Consider the following 26,116-nt stretch of genomic DNA (forward strand, 5'->3'; position numbering starts at 1 on the left):
GGCCGGTCCCTGCGCGGCGTTCGCGTGGCCGGAAGGGGTCGCAAAATGGCCGGGGTTGGGGTGCGGCGGTGTCGGGCGCGACCGGCCGGGTCGAGGGCGCCGGCTCGGTCACCGGTGTCGCGGCGCGGGTCCTCGCGCCCCGCAAAGCCGCGCAGTGTACGCGCGCGGAAGCGTGAATCGGCCTCCACCGCGCGAGAGTGCACCCGCAGGTGTGAACTCCGGGTGCGATGCCGTGCGAACGCGGCGACAGTGGGAAGCCGCGCAAAAGGAGCCCCACACTCCGGCAATTCCCTCAACTCACCTCAGAGGACTGGCTGATCATGAGCGGATCAGCGCCACGCCGGGAACGGAACAAGCCGAGCACACCGGACACACCGGACGCGCTCGACACACCGAGCGCGCCAGGATCCACGCGCGGGCCGACGGCACCGCGCACCCCTTCGATGCCACCGGGCGCGCCCCGCACACCGGGCGCTTCCCGTACGCCGGGCGCCCCACCCATCACTGCCCCGCGTACGCCGGGCGCGTCGCGTACGGCGGCTGTTCCGAGTACGCCGATCAGCCGCCGCACCCCGACCGCCGCGCCCCCCGCGCCCGTGCCCGCACCACCCACTTCACCCACACCACCCGCCCAACCGGGCACGCCACGACCACCGCTGCCGTCACCCGCCACGCCGAACGCCCTCCGCACGCCACCACCCGCACCACTCGCACCACCCACACCACCCGCACCCCCCGTCCACGCCCCCGCTTCCGTACCCGCGCCCCTCCCCGGTTCCGGCGCCGCCGCCCTCCCCGTCGAGACGACCTCGTTCGTCGACCGGCAGCAGGAAATCGCCGAAGGAAGACGTCTGCTGACCCGCAGTCGGCTGGTCACGCTCACCGGACCCGGCGGTGTCGGCAAGACGCGGCTGGCGTGGCGGCTCGCTGCCCGGACGGAGCGGGCCTTCCCGGACGGCGTGCGCCTCGTCCACCTCTCCGACCTGCACGACCCCGCCCTGGTGCCCACGGCGGCCGCCGAGGCGCTCGGACTGCCCGGCCGGCCCCCGGCGCGCGCTCCGCTCGACGCGATCGCCCGGCACGCACGCGACCGCCGTCTCCTCCTGGTCCTCGACAACTGCGAACACCTGCTGCCCGCCTGCGCCGACCTCGTCGCGGCCCTGCTGCGCGGCACCACCGGCGTCCGGGTCCTCGCCACGAGCCGTCACCGCCTGGCGCTCACCGAGGAGCACCTGCTGGAGGTACGCCCCCTCCCGGTCCCCGACCCCGACGGCGACCTCTCCGACCCCGCCGACCATCCGGCGCTCGCCCTGTTCGCCGACCGGGCCGCCGCCGTGGTCCCGGGCTTCACGCTCTCCCCGGCGAACCGGGCCTCCGTGGCCCGCCTCTGCCAACGTCTCGACGGTCTCCCGCTCGCCATCGAACTCGCCGCCGTCCGGCTGCGCGTCCTCGGCGTCGACCAACTCCTCGAACGCCTCGACGACCGCTACCGCCTCCTCGCCACCGCGGCCCACGGGGTCCAGCCCCGCCACCGGACCCTGCGCGCCGCCGTCGACTGGAGCCATCAGCTCTGCACCCCCGAGGAACGGTCCGTCTGGGCCCGCGCCTCCGTCCTCACCGGCAGCTTCGACCTGGAGACCGCGGAACAGGTGTGCGCGGACGCCACCACGGACACCGGCGCGGGAGCCGGTGCCGACGGCGTGGGCGTGGGCGTGGGCGTCGGCGTGGGCCAGGGCGTGGGTGGGGGCCACGCCGTCCTGGAAGCCGTCGCCGGGCTCGTCGACAAGTCCGTGCTGACCCGTGAGGAGCACTGGAGCGGCACCGTCCGCTACCGCCTCCTCGACGGCCTCCGCCACTACGGCCTCGACCTGCTGCGCCGCACCCCGGGCGCGGAGGCCGACGCCCGGCGCCGTCACCGCGACTGGACGCAGCGCCGGGTGGCGGCGTACGGGCGGGCCTGGTTCGGACCGGGCCAGCGGGAGATCGCCGCGCGGCTCCGCGCCGACCAGGACAACGTGCGTACGGCGCTGGAGTTCAGCCTCACCACGCCCGGCGAGGCCCTGGCCGGGCTGCGGCTCGCGGGCAGCCTGTGGTTCCACTGGTACGCCTGCGGGGCGCCCGGTGAGGGCCTGCACTGGCTGGAGCGCGCCCTGGACGCCAACCCCGGGCCGACCCTCGAACGCGCCCGCGCCCTGTGGGTGGCGGCCCTCCTCCTGGCCGCCGGCGGAGAGGACACCCCGAAGGACACCCCGCGAGCCCGCCGACTGGCCGTCGAGGCCCGCGAACTGGCCCTCACCCTCACCCGATCGACCCCCCACGCCCAAGGCGCCCACGCCGAGGTCACCCACCCCAGGGGCACCCACGCCGAGGTCGCCCACGCCGAGTACGTCCTCGGGCTGATCCTCCTCTCCGGTGACGACCCCGCCGGGGCCGTCACCCACTACGACTCAGCCCTCGCCGGCGTCCCCGCCCCCGGCCACCTGCCGGCCCTCGCGGCGCTCAACCGGGTCCAACTCGCCCATGCCCTGGTCCTCCTGGGCCAGAGCGACCGTGCCGCGGCCCTCTGTGAGCAGACCCTGCGCCGCTGCGAACGGCAGGGCGAGGACTGGGTGCGGTCGTCCGCGCTACGGGTCCTGGCGCTCGCGTACACCGCGCGGAAGCAGTGGCACCGCGCCGAGTCGCACGCCCGTGAGGCGCTGCGCCCCGGGTTCGCCCTCCATGACGTGGTCGGCGTCGCCCACTCCCTCGACCTGCTGATCGACATCACCACCGCCCTCGGCGCCCGTGAACGCGCCGCCGTCCTCCTCGGCGGCACCGACCGCCTCCGGGCGGCCACCCTCCCGCCGGGCCCGGCGGGTCCGGCCCACCGGGACGGCGCGCGCGGCCGCCGGGACAGCGAGACCCAGTTGCGCCGGTCCCTCGGACGGGGCCCCTTCGAGCGGGCGTACCGGCGCGGCGGCACCCTGGGATTCGACGAGCTGGTGTCGTACGCGCTCCAGCAGGAACCCCGGCGGTCCGTGCCCGAGACCCCGGTGCCGCTCACCGCCCGTGAGACCGAGGTCGCCCTGCTCGTCGCCGAGGGGCTCGCCAACCAGCAGATCGCGGACCGCCTGGTCATCGCCCGCCGTACCGCCGAGGGCCATGTCGAGCGGATCCTCGGCAAGCTCGGCTTCCACAACCGCAGCCAGATCGCCGCCTGGGCCACCACCCAGGGCATCGCGGCGGAGCGGTCCTGAACGTTACCCACGTATGGGTTCGTACATGCCCATCAGTCCTGTACTGCGGCAATTACGGACGTAGTGGGGCGTGAAACAGGTATATGCACACGGGGAAACGGGTAATCCTCCCCGTGTGCCGTTCCCCGGGGCGGGGCAACCCTGGAGGCATGCTGCAACTCTCCGGGGGACTCCTTCCGGATTCCGGCCCCCACTTCGCCTCGTATTTCCAACCCTCCATGGGCGCGGGTCATCTGAGCGTCGAGTACGACCCCCGTCCGACCGCCGCCGCCGAGGCCCGTGCGGAGGTCCGCAGGCAGTTGGAGGGATGGGGACTGCTCGACCAGACCGACATCGCGGAGCTGCTGGTGAGCGAACTCGTCACCAACGCCCTGGTGCACGCGGAGAGCCGTCTGAAGCTGACGCTGACCGCGGCGCACGGCGTACTGCGCTGCGAGGTGTCGGACACCGACGGGCGCCCGCCCCGGGTGCGCCGGGTCACGGGGATATCGGAGAGCGGCAGAGGGATGTTCCTGGTGGATGCGCTCGCCGGGCGCTGGGGCTGCCACCAGGACGGGCCGGGCAAGACCGTCTGGTTCGAGCTCGGCACGTGCGGGTCCGCCGGCTGTGGTCGGCGACAGCCGGGGTAGCCCGCGGAGTTCCGGGCAGCGGCCTCGTCAGCCGCCCCGGAACCACAGCCCGGGCCCCGGCGGCTGGCCCAGCCGCCGGGGCCCGTTCCACCCGGAACACCCCCGTCTTCCTTCACCGCACGCCCTCTTGTGCCCGCCCCGGCTTTACGCTTTCTTGATCCGCATGGCGGACACCACGGACAACACAGCTACCGGGGGAGCGACTTCGGCCCCGCGCAAGTCCAGTTGGAAGTACATCGGCCCGGGCATCGTCGTCGCCGCGACCGGCGTGGGCGCCGGCGACCTGGTGGCGACCCTGATCGCCGGCAGCAACTTCGGCTACACCCTGCTGTGGGCGGCCGTCATCGGCTGCCTCGTCAAGATCTCCCTCGCCGAGGCCGCCGGCCGCTGGCACCTGGCCACCGGCCGCACCCTCTTCGACGGCTGGGCGAGCCTCGGCCGCTGGACGACCTGGTTCTTCGTCGTCTACGTGGTGATCTGGGGCTTCGCGTACGGCGCGGCCGCCATGTCGTCCAGCGCCCTGCCCCTGCAGGCGCTGTTCCCGGACGTCATGGACCTCGAATGGTGGGCCATCCTCTGCGGCCTGTCCGGTCTCGTCTTCGTCTGGTTCAACAAGTACGCCGTCTTCGAGAAGGTCATGACGGTCCTCGTCGGCGTGATGTTCCTGGTCACCGTCTATCTGGCGATCCGGGTCACCCCGAACCTGCCCGAGGCGTTCGCGGGCCTCCTCCCCGTCCTGCCCGACGAGAAGGACTCCGTCCTCAACACCCTCGGCCTGATCGGAGGCGTCGGCGGCACCATCACGCTGGCCGCGTACGGCTACTGGGTCAACGCCAAGGGCTGGACCGACGCCGGCTGGATGAAAATCATGCGCCTCGACAACCGGGTCGCGTACGCCACGACCGGCATCTTCGTCATCGCGATGCTCTTCGTCGGCGCGGAACTGCTGCACTCCGCGAACATCGCCATCGCGAGCGGCGACAAGGGCCTCATCCAGCTCGGCGGCATCCTGGAGGACGAGTACGGCGCGGCCACCGCCAAGTTCTTCCTGATCGGCTTCTTCGCCACCTCGTTCACCTCCCTCATCGGCGTCTGGCACGGCGTGAGCCTGATGTTCGCCGACTTCGTCACCCGCTACCGGACGAAGGGCGCGCTGAAGGGCGAGGAGGTCGCCTCCGGCGAGCGCGAACGGTCATGGCCCTTCCGCGCGTACCTGCTCTGGCTGACCTTCCCGCCCATCGTCCTGCTCTTCCAGGGCCAGCCGTTCCGCCTGATCATCCTCTACGGCGTCCTCGGCGCGGCCTTCCTGCCGTTCCTCGCCGCCACCCTCGTCTGGCTCCTCAACTCCTCCCGCACGCCCCGCGAATGGCGCAACGGGATGGTCAGCAACGCGATGCTGGTGACCGCGGGCCTGCTGTTCCTGGTGCTGTGCGTGAAGCAGATCTGGGACCAGAACTGGGCGGACTTCTTCTGACGGCGGCGGGCGGGGGCCGATGAGCGCGCCGCCGCCCGCCCGGCATCGGCCGACCAACCGTCTCCGGCCGCCGATCAACCGTCTCCGGGCGCCGACCAACCGTCTCCGGCCGCCGACCAGCCGCCTCCGGGCGCCGATCAGCCGATGCCGGCCCACTCGTCGCTGGTGGCGACGGCCTTGAGCTGGGCCATGGTGAGGGCGGGGGTGTCACGGGTCGCGGCGGTGTGCTGGGCACCGGAGTTGAAGGCGCTGACCGCGACACGGGTGCCGTTGGGCCGGAGCGCTTCCACGGTCCACATCACGACCCCCTCGCCGCCCTTCTCACCGGGTCCCTGCCGGGTGACGACCTTCGTCCCGTCGGGCAGGGTCTCGGCGTCGGGCCCGAACAGCGACGTCGGCCCGCCCGGCTGCACATTGGCCTGCACCAGGCTGTGGCCCTTGCCGTCGTCGAGGACGACGTACGCGTAGTCGGTGCGCGCCGTGCCGTCGAGGACGACCTTGAATTCCTTCGGCACGAGCCGGACGAGTGTCGCCCGGATCGCGTCACCGCCCACGGTCGGCGGTTCGGCGGACCCGGAGGAGGGCTCGGGGTCCGCCGACTCCTCCGCCCGGTCGCCGGGCATGGCCTCGATGGCCTTGATCCAGTACGGGTGCGTCGCGATCTCCGCCAGCTCGGACCGGGGCAGGGGCGGTGCCTTCCGGGTGACCGGGGCGCCCTTCTCGGCGGGCGCGTTCCATTCGGAGACGGACACGTAGTAGCCCTGCGGGGTGACCACGCTGGCGACCCAGAGCCTCGTGTCCTCGCGCCGGGCCGCGTACTCGTACCCCTGGTGGACCATGAGGGTGGAGCCGTCCTCCAGCTTGTCGGACCGGCAGGCGTCGTAGTTCGTCTGGTTGGTGTCCGGGCACTGTGTCGCGTGCAGGGCCTCGTCGCTCCCCGGGGCGAGCCGCGAGAGCCCGACCTGTACGGCCGCCGGGCCCTTGCCGTCGTCGTACACGACCCGCGCGTACGGCCCGTCCTTCGCGCCCGTGCCGCGGCCCCGCGCGTCGCTGAACTCACCGTCCGGCAGCAGCCGCTTGAGGGTACGGACGAGATCGGCGCCGGACACCTTCCCGTCGTCTTCGCGCGGCGCGTCCGAGGCGGCCACGGACCACTTGCCGTCGGGGCCGCCCCCGTCCCCCGGCAGCAGCAGCGCACCGCCCACCCCGACGAGCGCGATCCCCGCGACCCCGCCGAGCACCGCCGCGCGCCGCCGGAACAGCAGCCGGCGGCCACGTGCGGCGCCACCGCCGACGAGGGCGTGCCCGTCGGGAACGAAGGAGTCCCCGGCGCGGCGGAGGGCATCACCGATCCGGGCCTCGAAGGGGTCGTCGTGCTGCTGGCGCTGGTCTACGGACATGGCGAACCGCCGTTTCTGTGGCTGGAGCGGGGCAGTTTCCGGTGCTGTTGCCGGTGCTGTTGCCGGTGCTGTTGCCGGTGCTGTTTCGGGGCTGGAGCGGGATGCCGGGGAGGGGGGAGCGGGGCCCAGGGGCCTCAGGGCGTGACGTACTCACCGATGCCGTCCCCGAGGAGGACGCGCAGTCGGGCGAGGGCGCGGACGCAACGCGTCCGTACCGCCGCCGAACTGGCGTTCATGGCCGCGGCGGTCTCCTCGATGGACCGGTCCTCCCAGTACCGCAGGACCAGCACGGCCCGGTCCTTGGCGGGCAGTTGGGCGAGCGCCTCCACGAGCGTGAGTCGCAGCGAGGAGTCGGACCCGGGCGCGGCGGGCACGTCCGGAATCACATGGGTGGCCCGTTCCCTGCTGCTGCGCCGCCGCTGATGGGCGAGGAACACCCTGGTCAGCACGGTCTGCGCGTACCCGGCGGGGTTGTCGGTCCGCCGTACCCGGCCCCACTTCACATACAGCCGCCCGAGGGTCTCCTGTACGAGGTCCTCGGCGAGGTGTGTGTCCCCGCCGGTGAGCAGACACGCGGACCGGTACAGATGCCCCGCGCGCGCCGCCGCGAACTCCTGGTACCCGTCCGCGCGGACTGATCTCATCTCTGGCTTCCCCCTGCCGGGCTCGTCGGCCTGTCACTCCTTTGATGCGGTGACCCCCGGGGAATGTTTCACCGAAGGAAGAGGGATACGGTGCGGTACGAGTCACACCGACGGGGCAGAAGGACGCACACCCATGGACCAGCCGGAACAGGGCCACCAGCCACCGCAACGGCCGGAAGGGCAACCGGATCCGCAGCCGCAGACGCAGCCATGGGCACCGCCGGGAGGGCAGCCGGGGGAGGAGCCGCCCCCGACGACGGGTCCGGCACCCTCACTGCACCCGGAACCGCCGGCGCCGGCGCCGACACCACCCCCGGGCTTCGGCCCGCCACCCCCACCGCCGGGGGCGGCCCCGCAGCCGTACGCGCCGCAGCCGCAGCCGCAGCCGTACGCGTACCCGCAACAGGCATACGCCCAGCCGTACGCCCAACCACCACAGCCGTACGCCCAACCACCACAGCCGTACGCCCAACCACCGCAGCCGTACGGGCAGCCGCCCCAGCCCCAGCCGTACGCACCCCAGCCATACGCGCAGCAGGCGCACCCCTACCCACAACCGCCGCAGCCGCAGCCGCAGTCCCCGGCGTACGCCACCCAGCCGCAGCACGGCCCGGAGTTCCTGGCGGTCGACCGCCGCAACTCCATCGTCATCGACGCGTCAGGCGTGGCCTTCGAGGACCACGGCGTCTCCGTCGACTTCCCCTGGCCCGAGATCCGCAGCGTCCACTACAAGGCGAGCCCCAACGGCAAGGCCCTCATGGTCGCGGTGATCCACCTGGACGGCAGCTTCTTCGAGTGCACAGTCGAGGCCAAACCCCGATCCCGCCTCCACGAGTGGTTCCCCCACCTGGCCCAGGTACTGGGCTACTACCGGCCGATGGGGTAGACGACGGGGTCAAGGAGTGCTATCCCGCCACTTGGGTTTTCCCCGAGATGCCGTGAGGAAATAGACCCACCAGACCGGGTTGATGAAGTTCAGGAAATTCTTCCTGTTCTTGAGGTGGCGCTCCCAGTAGGCGTCCTGCTCCTCCACGGAGGCGACTTTGCTGGGGGGTGCGTAACCGAAGATCGGCACAAGGTCGCGCACGGTGGACGGGCGCCACATGTGGAGAACATAGATCATCCAAGCGCCGTGCGAAGCGGAAAAGCCAGACGGTCTCACATCGGCTCGCGACCCGTTGCAGCAAAGGATGACCCCTCTCGGGGCCACCTCCTCACGGATCGACCGCAATGCTTCGAAAGCATTGTCGCCGATCGCTGAGAATTCGATCTCGTCGGGGGATTTGAGCCGCAGACGCCATGGCCCCTCTCCCTCGACCAGCATCCGCCATTGCGCTTCTTCACCCCTGATCTGGACGCGAACGTCGAATTCGTCATTCATTCTGTTGATGCCCGGCCGCTACCGGCGGGGTGAGCCGAGGGGACCGGTGACGGAGACCGGGTGGTCCACTCGTCGTACGTGAAGCGGGTGGTCCCGCCGTTCGGCGTCATTGCCGTGGCGGTTGTCCTGGCCGTCGCACCTCTCGCGCACGACCGCCAAAAATCCGCTCGTACGGCGGAACTCGCCCAGCAGCGCGGCGCCTTCACACCGGCGGCGGGCGGCGTTGCGACGTCGGCGGAGACGAGGGACCCGGCAACGTCGCCGGGGGAGGTCGGAATCGGCTTCGGGCGGGGCGGACAGCTCCGCGTAGTCGGCGATCCTCGGACGGCGTACGCCGTCCGACGTGGCACCGGTCGCCCCGTGATCAGACATGCGTGCGATCATCGCATCGGTGTGTCGAGGGCTGCAACGGCGTTGCCTTTGCCCTTGTACAGCAGCCGACTTCGGTCGGCCGGCAGGGCTCCGGCCAGCCGTTGACGGGCAGTTGGAGCAGCCGGTGCAGTCGGGGTAGTCGGGGCAGCCGGTGCAGAAAAGGGGGAAGCATGTCGTTCGGGCCGCCGCCTGCGGGATCCGGGCCGCCGCCCGCGGGATCCGGGCCGTCGACCGGGGGGTTCGGGCCGTCGGCCGGGGGTTTCGGACCCGTCGCATCCGGTCCGCCTGTCCCGTCCGCTCCGCCCGCCCCGCCCGCCCCGTCCCCCGCCTCCACCCCGCCCGCCCCGCCTGCCTGGGTCGCGCCGACCGACGTCGAGACCGCGTTGCTCCACTCCAAGCAACGCGGTGACTGGGCCGCCTACGTCGACACCCTCGCCCGCAACCACCTCTACTTCGAGATCGAGCGCGCCCCGGCGGACGCGACGCCCAGCCGTACGTACGCCGTGTTCGGGCGTGACCCGCGAGTCCCCGGCGGGCTGGCCTGGGCGGTGTACACCGAGGGGATGCTGCCCGCCCCCGAGGAGCACCGGGTGTTCGACCGGGCCACCCTCGCCTTCTTCGCGCGCGTCTGGCGGCCCACCGACCCGTCCACGATCGTCGTGAATCCCGGCAGCCCGTGCGAGGCGTTCCTGCCGGCGGCACCACCGCACTCCGCCGCGTGGGCCCAGCCCTCCGAACGGCTCGGTCCGCCGCGGCTCGGCCCCACGCTGCGCGCGCTAAGCATCGGCGGCCCCCTGTACGGCTCCGTCGCCCACGGCCTGGCCTGCGGGGCCCTGCTGTGCGTCAACAACGGCTCCCTCTGGAACGCCATGGCCTGGCACGGCACCGGCTACACCGGGGAACGCACCCGGCTGCGCGAATGGTGGGGCATCACCACCCGGGAGGAGTGGCGAAGCCGTCTGGACGAGCTCCTGGACTGCCGCGGCTCCAGCCCGGTCTGGGGCTTCGCGCTCGCCCTGCGCCAGGGCATCGCGCGGGACTTCGGCGGGCTGGTCGACGTCGGCTACTGGAAGCAGGCCGCCGAGAAGGTGCTGCGGGCCAAGGCCGGAGGATCGCTGACCCTGGGCCCCGACGGCGTCACCAGGAACGACCCGCTTCCCGAGGTGGAGACCGAGGCGCACGTCGAGGGCGTCCGGCGGCTCATCGGACGCATCGCCCGGTACGAGGCCCGGATGCGCGCCGACGGGATCCTCGACGAGAACCGGTACGTCACCTCCGTCGAGGCATGGGACCTCGGCCGTGCCTCGAAGATGGCCCGGTGGGGGCTCGGCGCCCGCTTCGGGACGCTGAAGGAGGCGGAGGCCGCGGTCGTACGGGCCGGGCGCGCGGCGGCCGTCGAGTATCGGTCGTGGCGGGACTTCTCCGCCGGGTACATCCTCGGACGCTGTCTGCACTTCGACGAGGAGGAGTTCGGCGACTGGTACACGGAGATGGCCGCCGCCCACCGCATCCTGATGTCCGAGCCGGGCAGCCCCTGGCTCAACATTCCCTTCCGGTGAGCACTGACGGCCCTGATCGCACGGCTCGCCGGCCCATGCCGGCCGAAGGGGGCCCGCCGCCGGAGCGGCCAGGCCCCCCTCGGGTCCCACCGGCTTCAGCGGACGCGCGGCCAGTCCGCCGGGCCGGGCCCGCGCCCGTGGAGGTAGTGGTCGAAGAAGGTCCTCTGCCGCTCGATCGAGGCGGGGTCGTAGTAGTGGGCCCATTTCTCGCGGCCGTGGACCTCCAGCCACTTCTCCAGCGAGGAGATGCGGCGGAAGTTTTCGAGCGTGCCCCGGGTGTGCAGGCCCTGGTCCGACCAGCTGGCGACGACGAACGCGGGCACCTGGATACGTTCGAGTAGTGCGCTCTTGGACGCCCCCGGAACCAGGTTTCGGGGATGCCACCGTGCCGGACCACCTCGCGGTAGGTGTCCGTCCAGCCTTCCCACGGGTTGATCGCGGCCAGGTGCGGGGGATTGAGCTCGGCGACCCGCAACTGCGACACGGTCAGGCAGGAGACTCCGGACAGGCCGATCTACCCGGTGCTCCAGGGCCGGGTGCCGGCCCATTCGATCAGCGCCGCGTACTGCTCGGCCTCCTGTGGCGAGCAGTACGCGGCGCGGCCTTCGGAGTACCACGTACCGGGGATGTCGGCCCACACGATCGCGTAGCCGTGCGGCACCCAATACTGCGGGTCGGGGGCCTCGAAGGTGGTGATCTGTGAGGTGTCCTCGGGCCGGAACGCCGCTGGCCGTGCAGATGACCCCGATCGGCGCCGGGTTGTGCTTGCCGTACGGCGATCAGCTGATCAGGGGGCCGCGGGTTCCTCGTTGCCCGGCCGGTACACGTCGGCGTAGACGTGTACACCCGGTGAGACCTCGACGGCGATGTCACGCTCGATGAGCATGCCCTTGCGCCGTTCGACCCGCGGTCGCGGCGGGTGGCCGGCCCGCGACTCCGGCGTCGACAGCGGGTGCGCGGAACAGGTAATCGGTCATGCCGACTCCGCGACGAAAGGTCCCCGCAACTCGCCGCGGGGTGCCAGGTCGATGCGGTTGATGCGCCCGTCATGCAGGCGGTAGTGGATGAAGTAGTCGTTCTCGACACTCTCGCCCTGCCTCAGGGGCACGGGGAAGTCCGGCGCGTCCACGACGGCCGTGAGGCGCGTGGTTGCCTCCAGCGCGATGCCGTGCTCGTCGATGATCACCGCGTGCGCGGTGATGTTCTCTCGGACGGTCTGGAACATCTTCCCGTAGAACGCGGCCACGGCGTCCCGTCCGCGCAGCACGCCCACGGAGGGCACCGTCAGCTCGATGTCGTCGGTGAAGAAGAGGAGGAACCGTTCGGTGTTCGCGGTGCTGAGCGAGATGAGGTAGTCCAGGAAGGCGCGCCGTCCGGCGGCGGTCGGCGTGATCCGGGTCGGTGCGGGGCTCACACCCTGTCCGGCCTTCCAGGTCGCTGCCCGCAGCGCGGCGATCTTCTCCCCCGCGGCGTCGAGCTCGTAGGTGACGAAGAACTTGACCGTGGTCAGCTCGCCGCGAGCGAGCGGCCCGAACACGAAGTCCGGCCGGTCCTCGGTCGCCTGGAAATCCGTGTCGATCTCGGCGGCGACGTGGGTGCCGCTGCGGGTGACCACCTGCGGCCGCATCGTCTCGCGGATGCCGTCATGGGTCTGATGGAGGAACGCCCGGATCTCCTCACGGCCACGCAGGTCCACGCTCGACCCGGAGAACCGGGCGTCCTCGGTGAAGTAACGCTCCACCAGGGCATCGTCGTCCCCGGCGTTGAAAGCCTCCTCGTAGGCGGCATAGTCGAATGGCATCACGGCGCCCCTCCGGCAGCCGCGGGGACGAGCTCGTCGGCGCCGGCCTGAAGGAAGATCCCGTTGGTTTCCCGCGGGATTCCGCCCTCAACCTCGACGTCCTCAAGACTCACTTCGAAACGGTTGGGCGCGTGAAATTCGTGACCCGGGAGAACAGGGGGGAATTGCACCATGGCAGACTCCTCGTAGGGTTTCCTTGCGTGATGAGTGTTGTTGCGGCAGCCGCGCAGCGCGACGACTTAGAGGTCGCTTCCTTGGGCGTGATCGCTCGTTGAGCCGCGCATGACGGATCCGGTCGAGCGGTTGGTACCGGACGAGTTGTGGGTGCTGTTTCGCCGAGTGGTCCCGCCGACGGAGATGAAGCGTCCGCAGGGCGGAGGCAGACGGCGGGCGGGAGACCGCGAATGCCTGGCGGCGATCTTCTTCGTGGCCACCTCGGGGTGCACCTGGCGGCAGTTGCCCCCGGTGTTCGGCCCGGCCCGGCCGACGGTCTACCGGCGCTTCGACCGGTGGGGCTCACACCGTTTTTCCTGCATGTACTCGCTGAGGGGACGACCGGTCACCCGGGTCAGCAGTGCTCCCAGTGGTCGCCGGTATGGACGGCGACTTTCCGGCCGTACGCCGCGTACGTCGCTGCACGGCGGACCGCGGCGTTGACCTCGTCGTCGGGCCGTGGCGGGACGACGAGGTCGCGTGCACGGTCGAACCGCAGCTTGTTGAACACCAGCCCGTGCGGGCGCTCAGCGAAACCCGCTTCCCCGCGTGACAGCTGCGGAACTCCCGTACGCATGGTCGTGCTCTCACCCGGCGACGAGCTGGCGCGACTCGTGCCAGTGGATGAATCGCCAACCGTCGTCAGTCCGGCGCAGAGCGGCCGAGAGCCGCGAGTCGCCGGCGAGTGAGTCGCTGGAGTCCTTGAACGCGACCGTGGTGTGGCCCCGCCAGTAGACGAGCGCGACATCGCCGAGCACAGCGACGTGGCTGCTGTACTCACGCCCTTCGACCCGGTCGACGAATCCCGGAAGCCGGCGCCAGTAGTCGACGATCGAGTCCCACGTCGTGAGGGCGGCTTCGATCTCCTCCGGCTGGTAGACCAGGTGCTCGTAGCCGTCGTCCCACAGATCCTTCATCGCCTCGGGGTCCATCGCCTGCATCGCCTGGGCGAAGGCCGTGCTCGCGGCGCGGACTGCCGTCTCGTCGTCGGTCATCAATGTCTTCGTCGTGTCAGTCATCAGCAGTGTCCTTGTCGTGATGGAAGGTCCGGCAATCGGTACCCGTGCCGGATCAGTCATCGTCGTCCCTCAGGGGCCCGACCGATGCGGAGGCTTCCGGCTCCGGTGCGTCAAAAAGTAGCAGTACCACTCGGTTAGGGCAACCAGTTGGTACACTTACTCGACCAGGCAAGCGGAGGAGGGCGACAGCTGATGAGTTCCGAGCGCGTCGACGGGCGGACCCTCCGGTTTCAGCACCGGCGGCCGGAGTTGCTGGCCGCGGCGACCGAGTACGTCCTCGATCACGGCATCGCCGGCCTGTCGCTGCGTCCGGTGGCCCAGGCGCTGGGGGTGACCCATGCGACGCTGCTGCGCCACTTCTCGTCGAAGGACGAGCTGATCAAGTGCGTATTGGAGAAGATCCGCGCCGATCTGTTCGCTCAGGTGACCGCCGACAGGGAACTCCAGGAAGCCGGGTCGACGGCAGAGCTGCTGAGGGTCACTTGGCGACGGCTGTGCGAGCCGAAGGAGCAGCGGCAGTTCCTGCTCCTGTTCGAGGTGGTCGCCGGCAAGGCGTGGCAGTCCGGCGACGGCGGGGAGCTGGCGCGGTCGATGGACGCCGAGGTCGTCGATTTCATCTCCGGGTGGCTCAGGCAGGACGGGTGGGCGCCCGAGGACGCGTCAGCCCTGGCCACCCTGCTCCTGGCTCAGATACGGGGGCTTCAGCTCGACCTTCTCGTCTCGGGAGACCGCGCGCGGGTCGATCGGGCGTTCGAGTTCGCCCTCGCTCTCCTCGAGCCCCGGACGGGGCCGAGCGTGTCCTGACAGCGGCTGGACCACTGCCGACGCGGATGCGGTCGGCGCGCTTGGGGACTGCAGGACGTCGTTTCGGTGGGCGAGTCTGCGGTAGCTGATCAGGGCTGCGGCGATGCCGACGAAGGCCAGGAAGTGTTCGGCCTGGCGCTCGTAGCGGCGGTGCAGCCGTCGGCAGCCGGCGAGCCAGGACACCGTCCTCTCGACGACCCAGCGGTGGCGGCCCAGCCGCTGCGAGGACTCGATACCTTCGCGGGCGACCCGGGGGTGGATGCCCCGCTTGCGTAGCCACCGGCGCAGGTGGTCGTAGTCGTAGCCCTTGCCGGCATGGAGCTTGGCCGGTCGCCGACGGCGCGGGCCGCGCCGGGAGCGGATCGGCGGGATGCCGCAAACGAGCGGCTTCAGGCCGAGGCTGTGGCCAGGCCGGGCCGAACACCGGCGGCAGCTGCCGCCAGGTGCAGCCCGACGTCGCCACGAGCGTCCGGCCGCTCCCGCCACTTGTCCACGACCGCCCGCTCCAGCACCGCCGACTCGTCCATGACCGTCCCCTTCCTGCCCATCGGACCGTCGGCCGTCAGATAGCTGCGCCGGCCGGTGTACTCGAGGCTCTCCCGGTCGAAGACCCACTCGGTGGCCCAGCCGGCGTGCCCGTCGACCCGGCGGATGCCCACGCCGTGCCGTCCGGCCGGGTCCACGGCGTCCTCGATCCGGGTCACCCCGGGGATCCTCGCGGCGGCCTCGTACAGCGCGGCGGCGGTCTCCGGCGGCATGACCGACGCGCCGAGCAGCTCACCGATCTTGTCGAACACGGCCTGGGCCTTCTCCTGGCCCTCGAAGGTCCTGGTCAGGTGGTAGAGCCGGGCGAGGAGCCGGTCGGGGTCGGTCGGCAGCGACGCCAGCCACTTGTACGTGGGCCGGTCGATGCCCGCGGGCGTCCCCGGCGACCCCGGCGGCAGCAGCTCCCGGACGGGGACGTAGCCGCCGTGGTCGTAGTGCAGGGCCACCTGCTTCACCGGGCCCGGCTCCTGCGGCACCCACTCCTCCCGCTCGTACGGCTTCCCCGGCTCGAACACGCCGCTCTCGCCCTTGGCCTCCGCCCCGGCCGTCACGCTCCTGACGTACACGAATTGGTCGTCGCGTACGGGCGTGACCTCCGTCTTCGCGGCGACCTCGGCGATACGGTCGAGCAGGACGACCGCGGTCTCCCGGTCGGACGTCCGCACGCCGAGGCCGGAGTCCGTGGTCGTGACCAGCCCGACGGTCAGCGCCCCGGCCAGCGTCAGCGCGGCGGCGGGCAGCCAGAGCGCCGGGCGCGGCATCCGCAGGCGCGGCCCGCGGGCGGCGCCGTCCCTGCCGCCACCGGTGGCGGCAGGGGCAGTAGGCGTGGTGGAGGCGGCGTCGGCCCGGTCCTCGTCGATGAGTCGCATCAGACGTTCCTTGTGGTGGGAGAGGCGACCAGCAGGGACGTCCCGCTCGGCCGGGGGCGGCAGCAGTCGGGCCAGCTCCTCGTTCATCGGGATCCCTCCTGAATCTCCTTGAGTCGAAGGGCCGCGAACGCGGCCTCACCCTCTACCTCTCCGCGGCGGCGCCCCGGTTCCTCACGTTTCGCGATGAATTTCCCCCGCTGTGTGTTCGGCCCTCCGCCCGCCCCTTCGCCCAGCCGCTCGTCCGTCAGCCGCCGCAGCCGCTCCCGCGCCCGCGACAGCCGTGACCGGACCGTCCCCACCGGAACGCCCAGCGCCTCGGCGGCCTGCGCGTAGTCGAGTCCCGACCACACGCACAGCGCCAGCACTTCCCGCTCGCCGCGCCGGAGCCGTCCGTACACCTCCCGTACGGCGGCGAGCCGGCGCGCGTCGTCGACGCGCCCGGCGGTCTCGTCGGCGAAGTCGGCCACCGGGCCGGGGGCGGGGCGGCGGGCCAGGAAGGCCAGTCGGCGACCGAGGCCCCGGTTGGCGTTGCGGGCCTTGTTGGTCGCCATGCCGAGCAGCCAGGGTTTGAGCGAACCGCCGTCCGGGGCCAGTTGCTCCCTGGTGCGCCACGCGTCGAGGAAGGTGTCCGCCATCACCTCCTCCGCCGTCGACCAGTCCCCGGTGAGCCGGTAGGCGTGGTTGTAGACGGCGCGCGCGTACCCGTCGTAGACCTCGGAGAACGCCGCCCGGTCACCGGCCCGTACGCGCGCCCGCAGGGGGTCGCCGGCCTCACTCATCTCGTATGCACCTCTTCCACCTCACACCCTTGCCTCTCCGCGAGCCGAGGCGCGTTCCGGTGACGTACGCCACAGAGGTGGAGGGGGAGGGGTGACACGTCCGCCGGTGGCACCCAGAGGCAGCACCGGCCGCACCCAAGGCAACACCGGCGGCACCCGGAGGCACCGCCGGCGAAACGGTCACCCGTCGCCGCCCTACGGCAGCCCGTGCACGTGCGGCCCCACCGCGTTGGACCACGCGTTGCCCGCCGTCGCGTCCCAGTTCGTCGACCAGGTCATCGCGCCGCGCAGGTCGGGGTAGGTCCGCGGCGGCTTGAAGGAGCCGCAGTTCGTCCCCCGGGCGAGGCAGTCGAGGGCGTTGTTGACGACGCTCGGCGCGACGTACCCGCTGCCCGCGCCCCGCGTCGAGGCGGGCAGCCCGAGTCCCACCTGGGACGGGGCGAGGCCGCCCTCCAGCTGGATGCAGGCGAGCGCGGTCAGGAAGTCCACCGAGCCCTGGCTGTAGACCTTGCCGTCGCAGCCCAGCATCGAACCGCTGTTGTAGTACTGCATGTTGACGACGGTCAGGATGTCCTTCACATTCAGCGCCGTCTGGAAGTACGCGTTGGACGTGGACTGCATGTCGATGGTCTGCGGGGCCATCGTGAGCACCATCGAGGGGCCCGCCTTCGCCGCCAGGGCACGCAGCGCCTGCGTCATGTACGTCGCGTTGAGGCCGTTCTCCAGGTCGATGTCGACGCCGTCGAAGCCGTACGTCTGCATCAGGGAGTACACGGAGTTGGCGAAGTTCGTCGCGGAGGCCGCGTCGTTCACGGCGACCGTGCCGCGCTCACCGCCGACCGAGACGATGACCTTCCTGCCCGCCGCCTGCTTGGCCCTGAGATCCGCCTTGAACTGGTCGACGGTGTACCCGCCGAGGCCCGCCGAGTCGAGGTCGAAGGTCACCGCGCCCGGGGTCGAGGTGGCGTCGGCGAAGGCCACGGCGATGATGTCGTACTGCGACGGGACGTCGGACAGCTTCTGGACCGTCGCCCCGTTGTTGAAGTTCTGCCAGTAGCCGGTCACCGCGTGCCGGGGCAGACCCGTGCCCGGACCGCCTGGCGTCGCCGTCGTCGTCCCCGTGACCGTCGCCGACCTGGGCGACTCGCCCGCCGTGTTCACGGCCGTGACCTGGAAGGCGTACGAGGTGGAGGCGGCGAGCCCGGTCACCGTGGCGGACGTACCGCTGACGGCCTGGACCTTCGTGCCGCCGCGGTAGACGGTGTAGCCCGTCGCGCCCGGCACCGCGTTCCACGCCAGGGACACGGACGAGGACGTGGTGCCCGAGACGGTGAGGCCGGTCGGGGCGGACGGGATCGTGGGCGGCTGGTCGCCGCCACCGCCGCCGTCGGGCCCGAACACCGACACGTCGTCCGCATGGTACGCCGCCTGCCCGTACCAGCCGTGCGTGTACACCGTCACCGACGTCGTCGAGGCGCCCGTCGTGAAGGTGGTCCTCAACTGCTTCCAGTCCGACGAGTCCGGCGTCCACGTCGACACATCGGTCGTCCCGGTGCCGGTCGCGCCCAGATAGACGTAACCGCCCCGCACCCAGGCGCTCAGCGTGTACGCCGAGTTCGGCTTCACCGCCACGGTCTGGGTGCAGCGCGCGTTGTCCTGCCCGGCCGGGGTGGCCCGCAGGGCCGCCGCGCCGCCGTGCACGGGGGAGGAGACGGTCGTGCCGCTGCCCGCCGAGCACGTCCAGTTCGCGAGGCCCGACTCGAAGCCGGTGTTCTTGACGTTGTTGACGTCGGCGGCGGACGCCGGGGCCGCCCCGGTGAGGGTGAGGCCGGCGGCGGCCAGCACGGCGGTGACGGCTCCCGCCGCCCATCTGCGTATGCGTGGGGGTATGCCTGAGACGCGGTCCACGGGGTGCCTCCGGTGGGGAGTGGGAGATGAGGACGGTGGCCACCGCTGGACGTACAAGTTGGTCCAGACCAATCGGGTTGTCAATACTCCGTTCCGGGACCCGTTCACCCGTAAGGGCGCGCCAACCTCCCCGTTCGCCCGTCGAGTTGGGGCATATGCGTCTCACTCTGTGTGGATACGGGCCGCACCTTCGGTGAGTTGATCAAGGAGATCCGGTGTTGATCGGGCCATGCCGTGGATATGGTGCTGATGCAAGACGATGCAGGAGGGACGGCGAGTCGTGTGCCGCCCTCCCAGGGGCCGACTGAGGCGGTGGTCCGACCACCCCGCCGCAGTGAACGGGGTGGTGTGCAGCGTGCCGACCGCGATAGCCGTCACCAGTTCCGACCTGGTGCTCCCACCGCACGACCGGCAGACACCGCCCGCAGCCGTACAGCCGCAGGAGACCCTGGAGAGTTCCCTGCTCGGCATGCACGCGCTCATCGAGCAGCACGGCTATGTCATCGCCCTCCACCAGGCGTCCGGCGCGACCCCGGAGGAACTCGCCGTCACCCGGCGGCTCCAGACGGTCCGCTCCGTCCTGGAGAGCGACCGCATCGCCCTGCTCGGCGTCGACCTGCCGCCCCTCGGACTCGCCCTGCTGGCCCAGCAGTTGCGCCAGCTGTCCGCGTGCGACTTCAGCCCGGGCGTGCTCGCCTCCTCCGTACGCCTCCTCGCGCACTACATCTACGCCGGAGCCCACCTCGGCTCGGTCGCCAAGCTCGACCGGATCCCCGTCACCCTCAAGGCGCACGCCAAGTCCTGGATGCCGGGGACCCAGTTCGCCGTACTGGCGGCCCCGCGCCCCCAGCTCGTCCGGCTGAACGTGGCCGGCCAGGAACCGCTCTCGGGGCCCGAGTTCGGCACCCGGCTGCTGGTCGCGCAGGGGCCGCAGCCGCCGTCCGACTGGGTGACCGCCACCCTCGCGCCCGCCTGGAAGGTGCAGGGGGCCGCCACCGTGCCGCTGCCCGAGGGGTCCGTGCGCTGGTGGGGGACCGGGAAACTCGTCGAGTTCGCCGCCGGACTCTCCGACGTCTCCGTGCTCTACCAGCTCGTGTCCTCCGTACGCCGGGAGACCTGCCACTGGTGCGGGCTGGAACTCATCGGCGACCGCTGCGGATTCTGCGCGGCCCCGCTGCGCGAACCCGAGCCAGCCCCGGCCCGCGCCCTGCCCCGAGGGGCCCCATGACGGACGTACGCGCAAGCAGGTCCGCTCCACTGCCCGGCACGTCCCCACGAGGTGAGATTCAGTGAACTCGCGCCAGCGCCGCGGCGTCATCCTGCTGGTCCTGTCGGCCCTGTGCGCCCTGGCCGCCTTCGCCGGTGTGCTCTCGGTGATCCGCGACGTGAACTCCAAGGTCGGACCGGAGGTGACGGCGTACCGGCTGAAGGGTGACATCGCTCCCTACAAGGAGCTGTCCGCCGGCCAGTTCGAGAAGATCTCGATGCCGGAACGATGGCTGTCGGACACCGCGATAACCGACCTGGCCGACATCCGCGGCAAGATCGCCGTCACCCGGCTGGAGAAGGGCTCCCTCCTCCAGTCCGACATGATCGTCGACCGTCCCGAACTGAAGCCGGGACAGCAGGAGATCGCGATCATGATCGACGCGTCGACCGGCGTGGCCGGAAAGATCAACCCCGGATCGCTGGTCAACATCTACGCCACGTTCGAGGAGAAGGACAGCGACTCCGGCAAGGACACCTCCAAGCTGATGGTCTCCGACGCCCGCGTCATCGACGTCGGCACGCTCACCCCACTCGAACCGGGCCAGTCCAGCAGTGAACGCCGCCGCACGGTCACCGAGGCGGTGCCGATCACCTTCGCGCTCGACACCGCCGACGCCCAGCGCGTCGCGTTCGCCGAGTCCTTCGCGGAACACGTCCGTCTCGCCCTCGTCGGGGGCGGCGACGCCACGGTCGTCGTACCGGACGACCGCTCGTACACCCTCGACGAGGACAAGGAGAAGACCGCGCGATGAGGTCGGTCCGCAACGTCCGCACGAGGACACCCCGAACGGGAATGCGTCGAATGCCCCTGCGACTGGGCATGCTGATGAGTGACCAGGGACAGACGTCACCGGGGGAGCCCACCGCGTCCACCGCGTCCGGCACGGGAACGGGGAACCGCCGATGACCATCCGCATCCTCCCCGCCGTCGGGGACATCGACTCGGCCCGCGCCCTGACCACCCTGCTCAGCCAGCTCGCCGACGCCGAACCGGCACCGCACGTGCCCGACTCCACCGCCCTCCTCGACACCCTGGCACGCCTCGCGGCCGACTCCCTCGACGAACTGCCCGAGGTGGTCCTGGTCCACGAACGCATCGGTCCGGTCCCCGCACTGGACCTGGTCCGCGACCTCGTCCTGCGCTTCCCGGCGGTCGGCGTCGTCCTCGTCACCTCCGACACCAGCACCGGTGTCCTCACCGCCGCCATGGACTCCGGCGCCCGCGGCATCGTCAACCTCCCCCTCTCCTACGACGCCCTCGCCGAACGCGTCCAGGCCGCCGCCGCCTGGTCGGCCGGCATGCGCCGCCACCTCGGCAGTAGCACCCCCGAGCTGTACGCGGGCCCCGGCGGCACCGTCGTCACCGTCAGCGGGGCCAAGGGCGGCGTGGGCGCCACCGTCACCGCCGTCCAACTCGCCCTCGCCGCCGCCGCGTCGGGCCGTACGGTCGCCCTGCTCGACCTGGACCTCCAGTCCGGGGACGTCGCCTCGTACCTCGACGTGCAGTTCCGCCGCTCCGTCGCCGACCTCGCCGGCATCACGGACATCAACCCGCGCGTCCTCCAGGAGGCGGTGTTCGCGCACGACACCGGCCTCTCCCTCCTCCTCGCGCCCGCCGAGGGGGAGCGTGGCGAGGAGGTGACGGACCGCGTCGCCCGCCATGTCCTCGCGACCCTGCGCTCCCGGCACGACGTGGTGATCGTCGACTGCGGCTCACAGATGACCGCGGCCACCGCCGCCGCCGTCGAGATGGCCGACCAGGCAGTCCTCCTCGTCACCCCGGACGTCGTCGCCGTCCGCGCCGCCAAACGCATGGTCCGCCTCTGGGACCGCCTCCAGATCCGCAAGGCGGAAGAGACCCTCACCGTGGTCAACCGCCACTCGCGCGGTACGGAGATCCAGCCGCCCCTCATCGAGAAGGTCACCGGCACGAAGGTGGCCCGCAACGCCGTCCCCGCCGCCTTCAAGGACCTCCAGTCCGTCGTCGACGCGGGCCGCCTCCAGGACCTGGACGCCCGCTCCACGGTCAAGCAGGCCCTGTGGTCCCTGGCCGGCGAACTCGAACTGGTCACGCCCCAGGAGACCGGAGGCGGCGGCCGCCGCCGCAAGCCGTCCTCCGACCGGGGCGCCCTCGTCCTGCGCCGCAAGGGCGGCGACCGGGGCTCGGTCACCCTCGAATTCGCCGGGATGTTCCCCCTGCTCCTGATCGTCATGACGATCCTCTGGCAGGCCGCCCTCTACGGCTACACCTACTCCCTCGCGGGCAACGCCGCCGACGAGGCCGCCCGCGCAGCCACCGCCGCCCACGCCGTCGACGGCGACGTCCCGGGCACCTGCCAGGCCGCCGGCACCCAGCACCTCCCCGCCGCCTGGAGCGACACGTCCATCGACTGCACCGCCAACGGCACGGTCATGAAGGCCGAGGTCGAGGCCCCCGTCCCCCTCTTCTTCCCAGGCTTCGACGCAGGCTGGACGGTCCACGGCGAAGCAGGCGCGGCCCTGGAGAAGTCCCCGTGACCCCCAGCACGGTTCAGCCACACACACCGGACCCGACGCGCCCCCTCGCGCCGGGTGAGCCGCGCACGACCGGCTCGACACACGCCACCGAGGCGCCGCAGGCGGGGACGCCGGGCCGACCGCGCACGAACGCCGCAGCGTGTGCCACCGAGGCGGCGCAGGCGGGGACGGCGGGCTGGCCGCGCTCGAACGCCGCGGCGTGTGCCACTGAGGCGGCGCAGGCGGGGACGGCGGGCTGGCCGCGCTCGAACGCCGCGGCGTGTGCCACTGAGGCGGCGCAGGCGGGGACGGCGGGCCGACCGCGCACGTACGGTTCGGCGCATGCCACCGAGGCGCCGCAGGCGGGGATGGCGGGCTGGCCGCGCATGACCGGCTCGACACACGCCACCGAGGCGGCGCAAGCCCTCGCGGCGGGCCGGCCGCGCACGGCCGACCGGGAACGCGCCTTGGAGCCGGCGCAAGCCCGTGCGGCGGGTTGGCCGCGTACGGACGTGAGGGGGTGTGTCGGGGGGTGTCCGCCCGCAGCGGTTGGCGCGTCAACTGGTCCGGCTTCCCGAGAGACCGATTTCGCGCCGTTCCGAGGACGGACACCCCCCGGCGCGCCCCCGACCCACCCCGCACCCGAAGGCGCCCCACGCGCACCGGAAGGCGCCCCACCCGCCCCGGAAGGCGCCCCACGTGCACCCGAAGGCGCCCCACCCGCCCCGGAAGGCGACACACCCGCCCCGGAAGGCGCCCCACGCGCACCCCAAGGCGCCCCACGCGCACCCGAAGGCGCCCCACCCGCGCCCGAAGACACAGCAACCGAACCCCCACGCCACCGCAACGACCGAGGCGCGGCCATCCTGGAGTTCGCCGGCTTCCTCCCCATCCTCCTCCTGGTGGCAATGGCAGCAGTCCAACTCGGCCTCATCGGCTACGGCGCCAGCCAGGCAGGCTCAGCCGCGAGGGCGGCCGCCCGCGCACAGTCCCTAGGCAACGACGGCGCCGCAGCGGGCCAGGCCGCGGCGAGCGGCTGGCTGGACCCTGTCGTGAGCCCCGACCAGGGCCCCGACACCACCACCGCCACAGTCACCGTCACCGTCCCCTCCGTGATCCCCCTCTTCGACCCGGTCACCCTCGAACGCACGGCGACGATGCCGAACGACAGGGACGAGGACTGAACGGAACCCTGACCGAACGGAAACGAACCACCCCACCGAGAGCAACCCGGCGAGCGTCACCCCGACGCGAACCACCCCGCACAGCGCCCACCCCCGAGAGGAGTTGACGAAAAGATGAGCCTGCGATCCCGTATCGCCGCCCCCGACGAGGGGGCAACCGGACGCGAGGACGGACACCTCGTGGCCGTCTACCGCGCCAAGCTCCTCGAAGAGATCGACCTCGCCGAGATGTCGGCCCTGACGGCGGCCGACCGCAGAGCCCGCCTCGAACGCGTACTCGGCCACATCATCAGCCGCGAGGGCCCGGTCCTCTCCTCCGCGGAACGCTCCCAGCTGATCCGCAGGGTCGTCGACGAGGCCCTCGGCCTGGGCGTCCTCGAACCCCTCCTCGCCGACGCCTCCGTCACCGAGATCATGGTCAACGGCCCGGACTCGATCTTCGTCGAGCGAGCCGGCCGGGTCGAACAGCTCCCCCTCCGCTTCGCCTCCACCGACCAGCTGATGCAGACGATCGAACGCATCGTCTCCACGGTCAACCGCCGCGTCGACGAGTCGAACCCCATGGTCGACGCCCGCCTCCCCACCGGCGAACGCGTCAACGTCATCATCCCCCCGCTCGCCCTCACCGGCCCGACCCTCACGATCCGCCGCTTCCCGCGCGCGTACACGCTGCCGGAACTCATCGGCCTCGGCTCCCTGGACGAGCAGATGCTGATGCTGCTCGCCGCGTTCGTCCGCGCCCGCTTCAACGTGATCGTCAGCGGCGGTACCGGCACCGGCAAGACGACCCTGCTCAACGCGCTCTCCGGCCTGATCCCGCCCCGCGAACGCATCATCACCATCGAGGACTCGGCCGAACTCCAGCTCCAGCAGGACCACGTCATCCGCCTGGAGTCGAGGCCGCCCAACATCGAGGGCAAGGGCCAGATCACCATCCGTGACCTGGTCCGCAACTCACTCCGTATGCGCCCGGACCGCATCATCGTCGGTGAGGTCCGCGGCGGCGAGACCCTGGACATGCTCCAGGCGATGTCGACGGGCCACGACGGCTCCCTCGCCACGGTCCACGCCAACTCGGCCGAGGACGCGCTGATGAGGCTCCAGACCCTCGGCTCGATGTCCGAGGTCCTCATCCCCTTCGAGGCGCTCAAGGACCAGATCAACTCGGCGGTGGACGTGGTGGTCCAGCTGACCCGCTTCGCCGACGGCTCCCGCAAGATCACCGAGATCGCGCTGCTCGTCTCGCACGGCCGCGAGCAGTTCCGCATCGCCACCGTCTCCCGCTTCGTCCCGGACCCCCTCGGCGCCGACCGCGTCGTCCACGGCCGCTTCGAACACCTGCCGATCCCCCGCCCCGTCGCGGAGAAGCTGTACGTGGCGAACGAGCCGCTGCCGCCCGCGTACGGCGTGGCGGAGGCCATCGACGTACTCCACACGAGGCAGGCGATCGGATGAACCGAAACCGCCCCGCACCCCAGAACAACCCGGCGCCCCCCGACCACCCCACCCATCCCACAGCCCCCACCCATCCCACAGCCCCCGCCCACCCAGCGACCAGGGAAAGGAGCGCCCGGTGAACAACGCCACCCTGCTGGCCCTCGGCGCCACCGTCCTGTGCGGCACCCTCGCCGTCGCGGGCGCCCACACCTTCGCCTCGGGCCGCGCCCAGCGCCAGGCCCTGGTCGATCGTCTCGCCGGCGGCCAGGGCGGCCCGCTCCGCACGGCGAGCGGCCGTGTCCGACGGTTCACGGCCGTCGACCGCAGACTGCGCCGCACCCGCCTCGGCCGGGCGATCCACCTCCGCCTGACCACGACGGGACTCGACCTGACGGCGGGCGAGTTCGCCACGTACGTCGCGATGCTCGTGGTCGCCCTGTGGCTGATCGCCGCCGCCACGCTCGCCCCGTTCTTCGGCCCGATCGCCGGCGCCGTCGGCATCTGGGCCGCCGCGATCTTCCTCAACTGGCAGCGCCAGAAGCGCATCGAGGCGTTCATCAACCAACTCCCCGACGTGGCGCGCCTCCTGGCCAACGCCACGGCCGCCGGTCTCGCCCTGCGCACGGCCCTGGCTATGGCGGCGGAGGAACTGGAGGCCCCGGCGGGGGAGGAGCTGGCCCGTGTCGCCGACCAGCTGGCCCTCGGCCGTTCCGTGGACGACGCCCTCGGCGAGCTCGCCGAACGCCTCCCGTCCCGTGAACTGATCGTTCTCGTCACCACCCTCGTCCTGTCCAACAAGGCGGGCGGCACGGTCGTCAGTTCCCTTCGCAACCTCACCCAGACCCTGGAGGACCGCAAGGAGACCCGACGCGAGGTCCGCACGATGCTCTCCGAGGTCAACGCGACGGCGTTCACGGTCCCGTTCCTGGGCCTGGGCTCCCTCCTCCTGATCAACTCCTCGAACGACGGCGCTCTGGCCCGCGTGACCGGCTCGCCCCTCGGCCAGGTCCTCGTCCTGGTCTCCATCGGCCTGTACACCATCGGCTTCTTCGTCATCCGCCGCCTCGGCAAGATCGAAGTATGAGAAGGGAGCCGT

23 protein-coding genes and 3 pseudogenes are annotated in these 26,116 nt (G+C 71.7%); 13 read left to right on the forward strand and 13 right to left on the reverse strand.

The genetic code is table 11. The features are described from left to right. Nucleotides 1-596: 596 nt before the first annotated feature. From ACZ4Z2_RS10375 to ACZ4Z2_RS10385, 3 genes are all read left to right on the forward strand, one after another. Nucleotides 597-3,236 (forward strand): ATP-binding protein, encoded by a 2,640-nt coding sequence (locus tag ACZ4Z2_RS10375; protein ID WP_468074338.1) that lies wholly within the window; start codon nucleotides 597-599, stop codon nucleotides 3,234-3,236. Nucleotides 3,237-3,454: 218 nt separating this feature from the next. After that, nucleotides 3,455-3,865, forward strand: a complete 411-nt coding sequence (locus ACZ4Z2_RS10380; protein ID WP_468074687.1) for an ATP-binding protein — start codon at nucleotides 3,455-3,457, stop codon at nucleotides 3,863-3,865. 163 nt (nucleotides 3,866-4,028) lie between these two features. Next, nucleotides 4,029-5,339, forward strand: coding sequence for an Nramp family divalent metal transporter (locus tag ACZ4Z2_RS10385; RefSeq protein WP_468074339.1), 1,311 nt, complete (start codon nucleotides 4,029-4,031; stop codon nucleotides 5,337-5,339). Between the two features lie 137 nt (nucleotides 5,340-5,476). On the opposite strand, the gene ACZ4Z2_RS10390 is transcribed toward ACZ4Z2_RS10385, so the two are convergent. Next, complete coding sequence (locus tag ACZ4Z2_RS10390; RefSeq protein ID WP_468074341.1) at nucleotides 5,477-6,739, reverse strand: hypothetical protein; 1,263 nt, start codon at nucleotides 6,737-6,739, stop codon at nucleotides 5,477-5,479. A gap of 134 nt (nucleotides 6,740-6,873) precedes the next feature. Further along, nucleotides 6,874-7,383 (reverse strand): SigE family RNA polymerase sigma factor, encoded by a 510-nt coding sequence (locus ACZ4Z2_RS10395; protein ID WP_468074343.1) that lies wholly within the window; start codon nucleotides 7,381-7,383, stop codon nucleotides 6,874-6,876. A 133-nt stretch (nucleotides 7,384-7,516) separates the two neighbouring features. On the opposite strand from ACZ4Z2_RS10395, the gene ACZ4Z2_RS10400 reads away from it, so the two are divergent. Next, on the forward strand, nucleotides 7,517-8,269 hold the full coding sequence (locus tag ACZ4Z2_RS10400; protein WP_468074345.1) for a hypothetical protein: 753 nt from the start codon (nucleotides 7,517-7,519) through the stop codon (nucleotides 8,267-8,269). A 9-nt stretch (nucleotides 8,270-8,278) separates the two neighbouring features. Here the strand turns inward: ACZ4Z2_RS10400 and ACZ4Z2_RS10405 are convergent, their stop codons facing one another. Further along, the gene (locus ACZ4Z2_RS10405) at nucleotides 8,279-8,764 is read right to left on the reverse strand and encodes a hypothetical protein (protein WP_468074347.1); all 486 of its coding nucleotides are present in this window, start codon (nucleotides 8,762-8,764) and stop codon (nucleotides 8,279-8,281) included. 18 nt (nucleotides 8,765-8,782) lie between these two features. Then, the gene (locus ACZ4Z2_RS10410; RefSeq protein ID WP_468074349.1) at nucleotides 8,783-9,136 is read right to left on the reverse strand and encodes a hypothetical protein; all 354 of its coding nucleotides are present in this window, start codon (nucleotides 9,134-9,136) and stop codon (nucleotides 8,783-8,785) included. A gap of 383 nt (nucleotides 9,137-9,519) precedes the next feature. On the opposite strand from ACZ4Z2_RS10410, the gene ACZ4Z2_RS10415 reads away from it, so the two are divergent. Beyond that, complete coding sequence (locus tag ACZ4Z2_RS10415; protein ID WP_468074351.1) at nucleotides 9,520-10,695, forward strand: DUF1266 domain-containing protein; 1,176 nt, start codon at nucleotides 9,520-9,522, stop codon at nucleotides 10,693-10,695. 95 nt (nucleotides 10,696-10,790) lie between these two features. On the opposite strand, the gene ACZ4Z2_RS10420 is transcribed toward ACZ4Z2_RS10415, so the two are convergent. The 3 genes and pseudogenes from ACZ4Z2_RS10420 to ACZ4Z2_RS10430 all read right to left on the reverse strand — a co-directional run bounded on the left by ACZ4Z2_RS10420 (nucleotide 10,791) and on the right by ACZ4Z2_RS10430 (nucleotide 12,496). Next, a complete protein-coding gene (locus tag ACZ4Z2_RS10420) occupies nucleotides 10,791-11,018 on the reverse strand; it encodes a hypothetical protein (protein ID WP_468074705.1) in 228 nt (75 codons plus the stop codon). Nucleotides 11,019-11,032: 14 nt separating this feature from the next. Further along, a pseudogene (locus tag ACZ4Z2_RS10425) lies at nucleotides 11,033-11,356 on the reverse strand (CocE/NonD family hydrolase); the annotation flags it as partial. A 312-nt stretch (nucleotides 11,357-11,668) separates the two neighbouring features. Then, nucleotides 11,669-12,496 (reverse strand): nuclear transport factor 2 family protein, encoded by an 828-nt coding sequence (locus ACZ4Z2_RS10430; protein WP_468074353.1) that lies wholly within the window; start codon nucleotides 12,494-12,496, stop codon nucleotides 11,669-11,671. A gap of 282 nt (nucleotides 12,497-12,778) precedes the next feature. Here ACZ4Z2_RS10430 and ACZ4Z2_RS10435 point away from each other — a divergent pair. Beyond that, nucleotides 12,779-13,021: pseudogene (locus tag ACZ4Z2_RS10435) on the forward strand (transposase); the annotation flags it as partial. A 43-nt stretch (nucleotides 13,022-13,064) separates the two neighbouring features. Here the strand turns inward: ACZ4Z2_RS10435 and ACZ4Z2_RS10440 are convergent. Together ACZ4Z2_RS10440 and ACZ4Z2_RS10445 are read right to left on the reverse strand one after the other, a co-directional pair. Further along, nucleotides 13,065-13,286, reverse strand: coding sequence for a hypothetical protein (locus ACZ4Z2_RS10440; protein ID WP_468074355.1), 222 nt, complete (start codon nucleotides 13,284-13,286; stop codon nucleotides 13,065-13,067). Between the two features lie 10 nt (nucleotides 13,287-13,296). Next, nucleotides 13,297-13,728, reverse strand: coding sequence for a nuclear transport factor 2 family protein (locus ACZ4Z2_RS10445; protein WP_468074357.1), 432 nt, complete (start codon nucleotides 13,726-13,728; stop codon nucleotides 13,297-13,299). Between the two features lie 192 nt (nucleotides 13,729-13,920). On the opposite strand from ACZ4Z2_RS10445, the gene ACZ4Z2_RS10450 reads away from it, so the two are divergent. After that, nucleotides 13,921-14,532, forward strand: a complete 612-nt coding sequence (locus tag ACZ4Z2_RS10450; protein ID WP_468074359.1) for a TetR/AcrR family transcriptional regulator — start codon at nucleotides 13,921-13,923, stop codon at nucleotides 14,530-14,532. Nucleotides 14,533-14,610: 78 nt separating this feature from the next. On the opposite strand, the pseudogene ACZ4Z2_RS10455 reads toward ACZ4Z2_RS10450, so the two are convergent. From ACZ4Z2_RS10455 to ACZ4Z2_RS10470, 4 genes and pseudogenes are all read right to left on the reverse strand, one after another. Then, a pseudogene (locus tag ACZ4Z2_RS10455) lies at nucleotides 14,611-14,925 on the reverse strand (transposase); the annotation flags it as partial. After that, nucleotides 14,922-16,034 (reverse strand): CU044_5270 family protein, encoded by a 1,113-nt coding sequence (locus ACZ4Z2_RS10460; protein ID WP_468074361.1) that lies wholly within the window; start codon nucleotides 16,032-16,034, stop codon nucleotides 14,922-14,924. The gene ACZ4Z2_RS10460 and the pseudogene ACZ4Z2_RS10455, both read right to left, overlap by 4 nt. Further along, a complete protein-coding gene (locus ACZ4Z2_RS10465; protein WP_468074362.1) occupies nucleotides 16,031-16,726 on the reverse strand; it encodes an RNA polymerase sigma factor in 696 nt (231 codons plus the stop codon). Before ACZ4Z2_RS10465 ends, ACZ4Z2_RS10460 begins: the two co-directional genes overlap by 4 nt. Before the next feature lie 195 nt (nucleotides 16,727-16,921). Continuing rightward, nucleotides 16,922-18,634, reverse strand: a complete 1,713-nt coding sequence (locus ACZ4Z2_RS10470; protein ID WP_468074364.1) for a chitinase — start codon at nucleotides 18,632-18,634, stop codon at nucleotides 16,922-16,924. Nucleotides 18,635-18,989: 355 nt separating this feature from the next. Between ACZ4Z2_RS10470 and ACZ4Z2_RS10475 the strand changes: the two genes are divergently transcribed. The 6 genes from ACZ4Z2_RS10475 to ACZ4Z2_RS10500 all read left to right on the forward strand — a co-directional run bounded on the left by ACZ4Z2_RS10475 (nucleotide 18,990) and on the right by ACZ4Z2_RS10500 (nucleotide 26,104). Then, nucleotides 18,990-19,862 (forward strand): hypothetical protein, encoded by an 873-nt coding sequence (locus ACZ4Z2_RS10475; RefSeq protein ID WP_468074366.1) that lies wholly within the window; start codon nucleotides 18,990-18,992, stop codon nucleotides 19,860-19,862. Nucleotides 19,863-19,923: 61 nt separating this feature from the next. After that, nucleotides 19,924-20,655, forward strand: coding sequence for a Flp pilus assembly protein CpaB (gene cpaB / locus ACZ4Z2_RS10480; RefSeq protein WP_468074367.1), 732 nt, complete (start codon nucleotides 19,924-19,926; stop codon nucleotides 20,653-20,655). Between the two features lie 151 nt (nucleotides 20,656-20,806). Continuing rightward, a complete protein-coding gene (locus ACZ4Z2_RS10485) occupies nucleotides 20,807-22,420 on the forward strand; it encodes an AAA family ATPase (protein ID WP_468074369.1) in 1,614 nt (537 codons plus the stop codon). An 887-nt stretch (nucleotides 22,421-23,307) separates the two neighbouring features. Next, nucleotides 23,308-23,583 (forward strand): hypothetical protein, encoded by a 276-nt coding sequence (locus tag ACZ4Z2_RS10490; RefSeq protein WP_468074689.1) that lies wholly within the window; start codon nucleotides 23,308-23,310, stop codon nucleotides 23,581-23,583. Between the two features lie 114 nt (nucleotides 23,584-23,697). After that, entirely contained in the window at nucleotides 23,698-25,038 is a 1,341-nt protein-coding gene (locus ACZ4Z2_RS10495; protein ID WP_468074371.1) for a CpaF family protein, read from the forward strand. Nucleotides 25,039-25,156: 118 nt separating this feature from the next. Next, nucleotides 25,157-26,104 (forward strand): type II secretion system F family protein, encoded by a 948-nt coding sequence (locus tag ACZ4Z2_RS10500; RefSeq protein ID WP_468074373.1) that lies wholly within the window; start codon nucleotides 25,157-25,159, stop codon nucleotides 26,102-26,104. Nucleotides 26,105-26,116 lie beyond the last annotated feature (12 nt).

It is taken from the genome of Streptomyces sp. NPDC030183, assembly GCF_055573455.1.

Bases quoted from the DNA above. Each gene is read 5' to 3' on its own strand.
- ACZ4Z2_RS10445 (WP_468074357.1), bottom strand. From the start codon at position 13,728: ATGACTGACACGACGAAGACATTGATGACCGACGACGAGACGGCAGTC.
- ACZ4Z2_RS10430 (WP_468074353.1), bottom strand. From the start codon at position 12,496: ATGCCATTCGACTATGCCGCCTACGAGGAGGCTTTCAACGCCGGGGAC.
- ACZ4Z2_RS10460 (WP_468074361.1), bottom strand. From the start codon at position 16,034: ATGAACGAGGAGCTGGCCCGACTGCTGCCGCCCCCGGCCGAGCGGGAC.
- ACZ4Z2_RS10395 (WP_468074343.1), bottom strand. From the start codon at position 7,383: ATGAGATCAGTCCGCGCGGACGGGTACCAGGAGTTCGCGGCGGCGCGC.
- ACZ4Z2_RS10490 (WP_468074689.1), top strand. From the start codon at position 23,308: ATGGCAGCAGTCCAACTCGGCCTCATCGGCTACGGCGCCAGCCAGGCA.
- ACZ4Z2_RS10440 (WP_468074355.1), bottom strand. From the start codon at position 13,286: ATGCGTACGGGAGTTCCGCAGCTGTCACGCGGGGAAGCGGGTTTCGCT.
- ACZ4Z2_RS10465 (WP_468074362.1), bottom strand. From the start codon at position 16,726: ATGAGTGAGGCCGGCGACCCCCTGCGGGCGCGCGTACGGGCCGGTGAC.
- ACZ4Z2_RS10385 (WP_468074339.1), top strand. From the start codon at position 4,029: ATGGCGGACACCACGGACAACACAGCTACCGGGGGAGCGACTTCGGCC.
- ACZ4Z2_RS10380 (WP_468074687.1), top strand. From the start codon at position 3,455: ATGGGCGCGGGTCATCTGAGCGTCGAGTACGACCCCCGTCCGACCGCC.
- ACZ4Z2_RS10450 (WP_468074359.1), top strand. From the start codon at position 13,921: ATGAGTTCCGAGCGCGTCGACGGGCGGACCCTCCGGTTTCAGCACCGG.
- ACZ4Z2_RS10485 (WP_468074369.1), top strand. From the start codon at position 20,807: ATGACCATCCGCATCCTCCCCGCCGTCGGGGACATCGACTCGGCCCGC.
- ACZ4Z2_RS10400 (WP_468074345.1), top strand. From the start codon at position 7,517: ATGGACCAGCCGGAACAGGGCCACCAGCCACCGCAACGGCCGGAAGGG.
- ACZ4Z2_RS10410 (WP_468074349.1), bottom strand. From the start codon at position 9,136: ATGTCTGATCACGGGGCGACCGGTGCCACGTCGGACGGCGTACGCCGT.
- ACZ4Z2_RS10495 (WP_468074371.1), top strand. From the start codon at position 23,698: ATGAGCCTGCGATCCCGTATCGCCGCCCCCGACGAGGGGGCAACCGGA.
- ACZ4Z2_RS10405 (WP_468074347.1), bottom strand. From the start codon at position 8,764: ATGAATGACGAATTCGACGTTCGCGTCCAGATCAGGGGTGAAGAAGCG.
- ACZ4Z2_RS10390 (WP_468074341.1), bottom strand. From the start codon at position 6,739: ATGTCCGTAGACCAGCGCCAGCAGCACGACGACCCCTTCGAGGCCCGG.